This is a genomic window from Streptomyces narbonensis, assembly GCF_014649015.1.
GTDB classification, from domain to species: domain Bacteria; phylum Actinomycetota; class Actinomycetes; order Streptomycetales; family Streptomycetaceae; genus Streptomyces; species Streptomyces narbonensis.
Window position 1 is genome coordinate 1 of the sequence record NZ_BMSF01000187.1, and the last position, 535, is coordinate 535.

Below are 535 nucleotides of genomic sequence, written 5' to 3' on the forward strand. Positions count from 1 at the left end.
TGAAATGTTTGGATATGCAACAGATTTAAGATCTAATACTAAAGGCAGAGCAAGTTATACAATGGAATTTGAAAGATATGATGAAGCACCAGGGAGAGTGGTTAAAGAAGTTATAAAAAAGAATAAATATTATTAAAAGAGGGTAAGATTAGTGGCTAAAGAAAAATTTCATAGGGATAAAGAGCATGTAAATGTTGGGACAATCGGACATGTAGATCATGGAAAAACAACATTAACAGCAGCATTAACTAGGGTATCTTCAGAAATTTATGGTGGAGAATGGAGAAAATTTGATACAATAGATAATGCTCCAGAAGAAAAAGAAAGAGGAATAACAATAGCTACAGCACATGTAGAATACGAATCAAAAAAAAGACATTATGCACATGTAGATTGTCCAGGACATGCAGATTATATAAAAAATATGATAACAGGTGCAGCTCAAATGGATGGAGCTATATTAGTATGTTCAGCAGCTGATGGCCCAATGCCGCAAACAAGAGAACATATTTTATTAGCACGGCAAGTAGGAGTG

At 34.0% G+C, this 535-nt stretch carries 2 protein-coding genes; both read left to right on the forward strand.

All coding sequences use genetic code 11. The features are described 5' to 3' along the window. Window positions 1–4 precede the first annotated feature (4 nt). The gene (locus tag IE124_RS34460; protein ID WP_229833208.1) at window positions 5–136 is read left to right on the forward strand and encodes a hypothetical protein; all 132 of its coding nucleotides are present in this window, start codon (window positions 5–7) and stop codon (window positions 134–136) included. Between the two features lie 15 nt (window positions 137–151). Further along, the coding region (locus tag IE124_RS34465) for a GTP-binding protein (RefSeq protein ID WP_189514072.1) at window positions 152–535 on the forward strand (384 nt) is incomplete at its 3' end.